This window comes from Variovorax sp. 22077 (genome assembly GCF_052044195.1).
In the GTDB taxonomy this organism is placed as follows: domain Bacteria; phylum Pseudomonadota; class Gammaproteobacteria; order Burkholderiales; family Burkholderiaceae_C; genus Variovorax; species Variovorax atrisoli.
Map to the genome: position 1 here is coordinate 21033 of NZ_JBQEQC010000041.1, position 7493 is coordinate 28525.

Annotated in this window: 8 protein-coding genes; 2 read left to right on the forward strand and 6 right to left on the reverse strand. The window is 64.4% G+C overall.

Annotated features, from left to right (window positions below; all coding sequences use genetic code 11):
* Positions 1 to 7 precede the first annotated feature (7 nt).
* The 6 genes from urtD to ACTJLF_RS33525 all read right to left on the reverse strand — a co-directional run bounded on the left by urtD (position 8) and on the right by ACTJLF_RS33525 (position 6350).
* Positions 8 to 886, reverse strand: a complete 879-nt coding sequence (urtD, locus tag ACTJLF_RS33500) for an urea ABC transporter ATP-binding protein UrtD (RefSeq protein WP_019657835.1) — start codon at positions 884 to 886, stop codon at positions 8 to 10.
* Entirely contained in the window at positions 883 to 2109 is a 1227-nt protein-coding gene (gene urtC / locus ACTJLF_RS33505; protein ID WP_132800936.1) for an urea ABC transporter permease subunit UrtC, read from the reverse strand. The genes urtD and urtC overlap by 4 nt, the downstream gene beginning before the upstream one ends.
* The gene (urtB, locus tag ACTJLF_RS33510) at positions 2106 to 3653 is read right to left on the reverse strand and encodes an urea ABC transporter permease subunit UrtB (protein ID WP_440884798.1); all 1548 of its coding nucleotides are present in this window, start codon (positions 3651 to 3653) and stop codon (positions 2106 to 2108) included. The genes urtC and urtB overlap by 4 nt, the downstream gene beginning before the upstream one ends.
* 193 nt (positions 3654 to 3846) lie before the next feature.
* Positions 3847 to 5115 carry an urea ABC transporter substrate-binding protein gene (gene urtA / locus ACTJLF_RS33515; protein WP_019657838.1) on the reverse strand — a complete coding sequence of 423 codons (1269 nt, stop codon included), beginning with the start codon at positions 5113 to 5115 and terminating at the stop codon, positions 3847 to 3849.
* Positions 5116 to 5231: 116 nt separating this feature from the next.
* Positions 5232 to 5912 (reverse strand): hypothetical protein, encoded by a 681-nt coding sequence (locus ACTJLF_RS33520; protein ID WP_440884796.1) that lies wholly within the window; start codon positions 5910 to 5912, stop codon positions 5232 to 5234.
* 120 nt (positions 5913 to 6032) lie between these two features.
* Positions 6033 to 6350 carry a nucleotide pyrophosphohydrolase gene (locus tag ACTJLF_RS33525; protein WP_132755061.1) on the reverse strand — a complete coding sequence of 106 codons (318 nt, stop codon included), beginning with the start codon at positions 6348 to 6350 and terminating at the stop codon, positions 6033 to 6035.
* A 114-nt stretch (positions 6351 to 6464) separates the two neighbouring features.
* Between ACTJLF_RS33525 and ACTJLF_RS33530 the strand changes: the two genes are divergently transcribed.
* Both ACTJLF_RS33530 and ACTJLF_RS33535 read left to right on the forward strand, forming a co-directional pair.
* Positions 6465 to 7031 (forward strand): nucleotidyltransferase domain-containing protein, encoded by a 567-nt coding sequence (locus ACTJLF_RS33530; protein ID WP_440884797.1) that lies wholly within the window; start codon positions 6465 to 6467, stop codon positions 7029 to 7031.
* Positions 7015 to 7443, forward strand: coding sequence for a hypothetical protein (locus ACTJLF_RS33535; RefSeq protein WP_132754798.1), 429 nt, complete (start codon positions 7015 to 7017; stop codon positions 7441 to 7443). The genes ACTJLF_RS33530 and ACTJLF_RS33535 overlap by 17 nt, the downstream gene beginning before the upstream one ends.
* Positions 7444 to 7493 lie beyond the last annotated feature (50 nt).

The following is a 7493-nucleotide window of genomic DNA, read 5'->3' on the forward strand; positions in this document are numbered from 1 at the left end:
TTCTTCCTCAGCGGCCCAGGTAGACCTCGATCACGCGCTCGTCGGCCTGCACTTCGTCCAGCGTGCCCTGTGCGAGCACGGAGCCGTCGCACAGCACGGTGACGATCTCGGAGATGGTGCGGATGAAGCTCATGTCGTGCTCCACCACCATCAGCGAGTGCTTGCCCTTGAGCGTGAGGAACAGTTCGGCGGTGCGCGCGGTCTCTTCGTCGGTCATGCCGGCCACGGGCTCGTCGAGCAGCAGCAGCTTCGGGTCCTGCATCAGCAGCATGCCGATCTCCAGCCACTGCTTCTGGCCGTGGCTCAGGTTGCCGGCCAGGCGCGAGACGCTGTCGGCGAGGTGGATGGTCTCGAGCACCTCGGCCAGGCGGTCGCTCTGCGCGGAATCGAGCCTGAAGAGCATCGAAGAGCGCACGCCCTTGTCGGTCTTCAGCGCGAGTTCGAGGTTCTCGAACACCGTCAGGTGCTCGAACACCGTCGGCTTCTGGAACTTGCGGCCGATGCCCAGCTGAGCGATCTCGGCCTCGCGGTGGCGCAGCAGGTCGATGGTGCTGCCGAAGAACACGGTGCCCTCGTCGGGCCGGGTCTTGCCGGTGATGATGTCCATCATCGTCGTCTTGCCGGCGCCGTTCGGCCCGATGATGCAGCGCAGCTCGCCCGGTGCGATGTCGAGCGACAGCTTGTTGATGGCCTTGAAGCCGTCGAAGCTCACGCTGACGTCTTCCAGGTAGAGGATGCGGCCGTGCGTGACGTCGACCTCGCCCGGCGTGACGTGGCGGCCGAAGTCGGCGGCGCGGCCACCCGATTCGGTGCTGCCGCTCACGTAGTGGATGCCGCTCGCTCGCGCGGCGCGCTCGGCGCCTGCTTCCATGAGGTCGGGTGTCATGCGCGCGCTCCCTTCGCATCCACCGGCAGCGAGGCCAGCGCATCGGGCTCGACGCCCTGCTCCGCCGCGACGGCGCGGCGTGCCTCCTGCACCGGTTCGGGCTGCGGCTTCTCTTCTTCCTTCTTCTCCCTGGAAAGCCACTTGCGAACCAGCCCCACGATGCCGTTCGGCAGGAACAGCGTGACAGCAATGAACAACGCCCCCAGGAAGTACAGCCAGTATTCCGGATAGGCCACCGTGAGCCAGCTCTTCGCGCCGTTGACGATGAAGGCGCCGATGATCGGCCCGATCAGCGTGGCGCGGCCGCCCACCGCCGCCCAGATGGCGATCTCGATGGAGTTGGCAGCGCTCATCTCGCCCGGGTTGATGATGCCGACCTGCGGCACATACAGCGCGCCGGCCACGCCGCACATGACGGCCGAGATCACCCAGATCGTGAGCTTGTAGGGCAGCGGGTTGTAGCCCGAGAACATCACGCGCGTCTCGGCGTCGCGGATGGCCTGCAGCACACGGCCGAACTTGCTGCCGATGAGCCACTTCGCGAACAGGAAGAAGCCCAGCAGCGTGGCGCCCGTGAGCGCGAAGAGCGTCATGCGCATCTCCTGCGTGGCGATCGGGATACCCAGGATGCGCTTGAAGTCGGTGAAGCCGTTGTTGCCGCCGAAGCCGGTCTCGTTGCGAAAGAAGAGCAGCATGGCCGCGAAGGTCATCGCCTGCGTGATGATCGAGAAGTACACGCCCTTGATGCGCGAGCGGAAAGCGAAGAAGCCGAACACGAATGCGATCAGGCCAGGCACCGCGACGATCAGCACCAGCGTGGCGATGAAGCTGTCGCTGAAGGTCCAGTGCCAGGGCAGCGTCTTCCAGTCGAGGAACACCATGAAGTCGGGCAGGTCGCTCTTGTAGTTGCCGTCGCGGCCGATCTGGCGCATGAGGTACATGCCCATCATGTAGCCGCCCAGCGCGAAGAACAGGCCGTGGCCCAGCGAGAGGATGCCGGTGTAGCCCCAGATCAGGTCCATGGCCAGCGCGCAGATCGCGTAGCACATGATCTTGCCGACCAGCGCCACCGCGTAGTCGCTCATGTGCAGCGGGCTGTCCGCCGGCACCCACATGTTGAGCACCGGCGCCACGGCGCACACCACGATGAGCGCGACGAAGAAGGCCGTCCAGCCCTTGCCGCTCAGCAGCGGCCCCTTGGTTGGAAGTACGACCTTGCTCATGCCTCTGCGCTCCGGCCTTTCATTGCGAAGATGCCTTGGGGCCGCTTCTGGATGAAGATGATGATGAAGACAAGCACCGCGATCTTCGCGAGCACCGCGCCCGCCCAGCCCTCGATGAACTTGTTGAGAATGCCCAGCCCCAGCGCCGCGTACACGGTGCCTGCCAGCTGGCCGACGCCGCCCATCACGACCACCATGAAGCTGTCGACGATGTAGCTCTGGCCCAGGTCGGGGCCGACGTTGCCGATCTGGCTCAGCGCGCAGCCCGCCAGGCCGGCGATGCCCGAGCCGAGCGCGAAGGCGTAGGTGTCGATGCGCGCGGTGTTCACGCCCATGCACGATGCGATCGGACGGTTCTGCGTGACGCCGCGAACGAACAGCCCCAGGCGCGTCTTGCCGATGAGCCAGCCCATCGCCAGCAACACCAGGGCCGCGAAGATGATGATGCAGATGCGGTTCCACGGCAGCGTGACGTTGCTCAGCATGGTGAAGCCGCCGCTCATCCAGCCGGGGTTCTCGACGCCGACGTTCTGCGCGCCGAACAGCGAGCGCACCAGTTGCTGCAGCATCAGGCTGATGCCCCAGGTGGCGAGCAGCGTCTCGAGCGGGCGGCCGTACAGGAAGCGGATCACGCCGCGCTCCAGCACCGCGCCCACGAGTGCCGATGCGAGGAAAGACACCGGAATGGCGGCCACCAGGTACCAGCCGAACGCCGCCTCGGGCATGTACTTCTGGAAGATGCCCTGCATCACGTAGGTGGCGTAGGCGCCGATCATCATCAGCTCGCCGTGCGCCATGTTGATCACGCCCATCAGCCCGTAGGTGATGGCCAGGCCCAGCGCGGCCAGCAGCAGCACCGAGCCCAGGCTGATGCCGCTGAACACGGCGTTGATGCGGTCGCCCCAGACCAGCGCGCCGTCGATGCTCGCGATGGAAGCGACGATGGCGGCCTTGACGTCGGCCTCGGTCTCGTCGGACAGGCGCTGGTTGAGCAGCAGCTTGGTGTCGGGGTTGCGGTTGTTGCCCAGCTCCTTGGCCGCGGCGAGGCGCTTGGCCTTGTCGGCGCTGCCGAGCATGCTGGCGGCGCGCACCAGTTCGAGCTGCGCCTTGATCTTGGGGTTGGTCTCGGCGGCCAGCGCCTTCTCGACCATGGGCAGGCGCGACTCGTCGGGTTCCTTGAAGAGCGCCTGCGCGGCCTCGGCGCGCACCGCGTCGTCCTTGCTCGTGAGCTTGAGCGCGGCCTGCGCGGCATCGAGCGCGCCGCGCATGAGGTTGTTGTTGACGACGTCCTCGGCGGTGTCGGGCACCTTCAGCTCGGCGCCGGTCACAGGGTCGTAGCCCTTGTCGTCCTTCATCACGAAGACCTTGTCTTCGGTGTACTTGACCGCGTCGTCGGACATGGCCTGGATGAAGGCAGCGGTCTTCTCGTCGGCCGTGAGCACGGCCTTGTTGAGCGCGGCGATGCGGGCTTCGGAATCGCCGGAGGCGATGGCCCGGGCTTCGTCGGCGGTCAGCGCGTGGGCGGCCGATGCCATCAGCAGCATGGCGGCCAGTGCGCATTGAAGGGTTCGTCGAAGCATCATGAGATTCGTGTTGCCCCCTCTCCCCTGGGGGAGCGGGTTGGGGTGAGGGCTTGCGGCCTTCAAACAAACGCGGCGGCCGGATCGACCGCCGTTGCCCTCACCCCTACCCTCTCCCCGAGGGGAGAGGGAGCAAGGCAAGGGGCTTGCCGATGAATTACATCGACTTGCCGGCGGGGTAGTCCGGCTTCTTGTCGTTGCCTTCGATGTACGGGCTCCACGGCTTGGCCTTGACCGGGCCCGGCGTCTTCCACACCACGTTGAACTGGCCGTCGGCCTTGATCTCGCCGATGAACACGCTCTTGTGCAGGTGGTGGTTCTTCTCGTCCATCTTCGAGACGATGCCCGAGGGAGCGGTGAAGGTCTGGCCGGCCATGGCGGCGATCACCTTGTCGGTGTCCGTGCTCTTGGCCTTCTCGACCGCCTGCTTCCACATGTGGATGCCGATCCAGGTGGCTTCCATCGGGTCGTTGGTGAGCGGCTTGTCCTTGTGGCCGGCGATGTTCTTGGCCTTGGCGTACTCGCTCCACTGCTTGATGAAGGCGGTGTTGGTCGGGTTCTTGATCGACATGAAGTAGTTCCATGCGGCCAGGTGGCCCACCAGCGGCTTGGTGTCGACGCCGCGCAGTTCTTCCTCGCCCACCGAGAAGGCAACCACCGGCACGTCCTTGGCCTTCAGGCCGGCGTTGCCCAGTTCCTTGTAGAAGGGCACGTTGGAGTCGCCGTTGATGGTCGACACCACCGCGGTCTTGCCGCCGGCCGAGAACTTCTTGATGTCGGCGACGATGGTCTGGTAGTCGCTGTGGCCGAAGGGGGTGTACTTCTCGTCGATGTCCGATTCCTTCACGCCCTTGCTCTTGAGGTAGGCGCGCAGGATCTTGTTGGTGGTGCGGGGATAGACGTAGTCGGTGCCCAGCAGCACCCAGCGCTTGGCGCCGCCGCCTTCCTTGCTCATCAGGTAGTCGACGGCCGGAATGGCCTGCTGGTTGGGCGCCGCGCCCGTGTAGAACACGTTCTTCGAGAGCTCTTCACCCTCGTACTGCACGGGGTAGAACAGCAGGCCGTTCATTTCCTCGACCACCGGCAGCACCGACTTGCGCGACACCGAAGTCCAGCAGCCGAAGATGACCGAAACCTTGTCCTGGCCAAGCAGCTGCTTGGTCTTCTCGGCGAACAGCGGCCAGTTGGAGGCCGGGTCGACCACCACGGGCTCGAGCTGCTTGCCCAGCACGCCGCCCTTCTTGTTGATGTCGTCGATCGCCATCAGCACCGTGTCCTTCAACACGGTTTCCGAGATGGCCATCGTGCCCGACAGCGAGTGCAGCACGCCGACCTTGATGGTGTCGGCTGCGAATGCGGGCGCAGCAGAAATGCTGGCCAGCGCGACGGCGGCGGTGAGCGCCTTGAGGGTGAAACGACGTTGCATGTTGACTCCTGCTCCGGGGTGGTTGAACCTTTTCGACAGCCTTGGCTGGCGTGGGAGGGAGTCTGCGGAATGCACCACAAAGGGGAAATACGCCGGGTGGCGTACACGGAAGGTATTCAGGCCGGCGGGCGGCTGCCGGAAGCCGGCCTCCCCTTCGCCGGCTCGGCGGCGCGAGTGCACATTTCCTCAAGAAAGCCCGGCTCCAGCCGGTCGCGATTGGACTCGGCCTTTCGCGCCCAGGCACAGGCATTGATGAAATCGTTCTTCAGGTAGTACGTGAAGGCCAAGTTGGAACTCGCGTTGCGCGCCGCCGGCGAGATCTGGAGCGCCTTTTTCAGCTGGACCTGGCTGGCATCGAGCCGCTTCTGCGTCATGAGAAAGTGGCCGTAGTCCACGAAGACCGCGGCATCGACCGTCGACTTCGAGGTAGCCAACCGGAACATGTCCTCTACCTCGGACGATGGACCGTCGCGAAGCGCCAGCACCAGTGCGAAGCCGTGATAGACGTTGCCGTTGTCCGGGTCCAGCAACCACGCCTGGTTGAAGCGCGCCATGGCCGTCGCCATGTCTCTCCTGCCCCAGGCGGTCCAGCCCTGCCTCAGCATCTGTTTCGCGCCCTCCGCTCGAGAGAGGCCCTGCGTCTCGATCGATGCGACGAGGTCGACGTCGGCGTTCTTCATCTCTTCTGTCTTCGCGCGGCCGCCGTACATCGGCAGTTGGTTCATCGGAAGCGGATCGGCAAAGGCTGCGATGGCGGTGAGCAGCAGCAAAGTCACCAGAGCGTGGAGTCGTTTCATTCGGAGTTCCCTGAAGTCCTTGATGGAAGAACGTTGAGGCTAGGGAACGCCTCCTCGGCGCGGGCCGATGAATCAGGAAAGCATCGTTGCTCGATACCCGAGGAACATCCAGACGAGACGCTATAGCGGGACGGGATACTTCTTCGCGTTGAGAAGCATCTTGCTTCGCGCCGCTTCGACCATATCGATGCCGAGCTTGTCGGCGAGCTGCAGCAGGTAGAGGAAGACGTCGGCGATCTCGGTGCCGATCTCGGCGCGCTTGTCGGCTGGAAGATCGCGGCTCTGGGCCTCCGTGAGCCATTGAAAGTGTTCGAGCAGCTCGGCCGCCTCGACGGAAAGCGCCGAGGCGAGGTTCTTGGGAGAGTGGAACTGCTCCCAGTCGCGGGCCTGTGCGAAGTCGCGAAGGGCCTGGGTGAGCGATTGAAGATCGTTGGTCATGCCGGTCATGGAACATCGGGTGGAAAACCCATTTTGGGCATTAAAATGCCCAAAATGGGTAAACATCTGCCTCCGCCGCCGGAACAAGACAAGCCCACAGGCTTGGCTGGCGCCTTGTTCACGACAACCCAGCAGCGCGTGCTGGGCTATCTCTTCGGTCAACCGGACCGGAGCTTTTTCTCCAGCGAACTGATCAAGCTTACCGGCGCCGGGTCGGGGGCAGTGCAGCGCGAACTCAAGTGCCTGAGCGACAGCGGGCTGCTTGCGACCTCGCGCGTGGGCAACCAGAAGCACTACCAGGCCAATGCCGACTCGCCGATCTTCGAGGAGCTGTGCGGCATTGTGCGAAAGACGTTCGGGCTCGCCGGCCCCCTGCGCGAAGCCCTGGCGCCGATGGCCGACAGGATCGAGGCCGCGTTCGTCTTCGGCTCGGTGGCCAGGAAGAGCGACACGGCTGCGAGCGACATCGATCTGCTTCTGGTCAGTGACGAACTTGCGTATTCGGATCTGTTTCTCGCGCTCGACGCGGTATCGGCACGCCTCGGCCGTACAGTGAATCCGACCATGTTCACGAGGAAAGAACTCATGCGAAAGCACAAGGACGGCGAATCGTTCGTCACGCGCGTCATGGCACAGCCCAAGCTCTGGGTGATCGGCGACGCGCATGTCCTCCCCGCTTGAAAACCTATGCGGCCCATCGAAGCTCCTGACGGCCGAAGCACCCGACGCCCGCGAATTCGCCGGCCTGCTGCGCTCAGGCCAGGCACGTCTGGCAGACGCGCAACTGGCGCAACTCTCCCTGGAAAGCCGCTTCGATCTCGTCTACAACGCAGCGCATGCCATGTGCCTCGCTGCCCTTCGGTGGCACGGGTATCGATCGAGCAACCGCTTCATCGTCTTCCAGGTACTGCCCCACACTCTGTCGCTGGGGCCGGAGGTATGGCGTGTGCTTGCCAAGGGCCATGAGATACGAAATCTCGGCGAATACGAAGGCGACATGAATGTCGACGAACGCATCGTTCGCGACCTGATCGCCGCCTGCAAGCGGGTGGCCGAGAAGCTGTTGGAGCTCCGCGTGCCGTCCGGCAGCTAGTGTCCTGTCCCGTTAATTCATAGGCACAAGAAGTGCTTGGGATAAGGCAT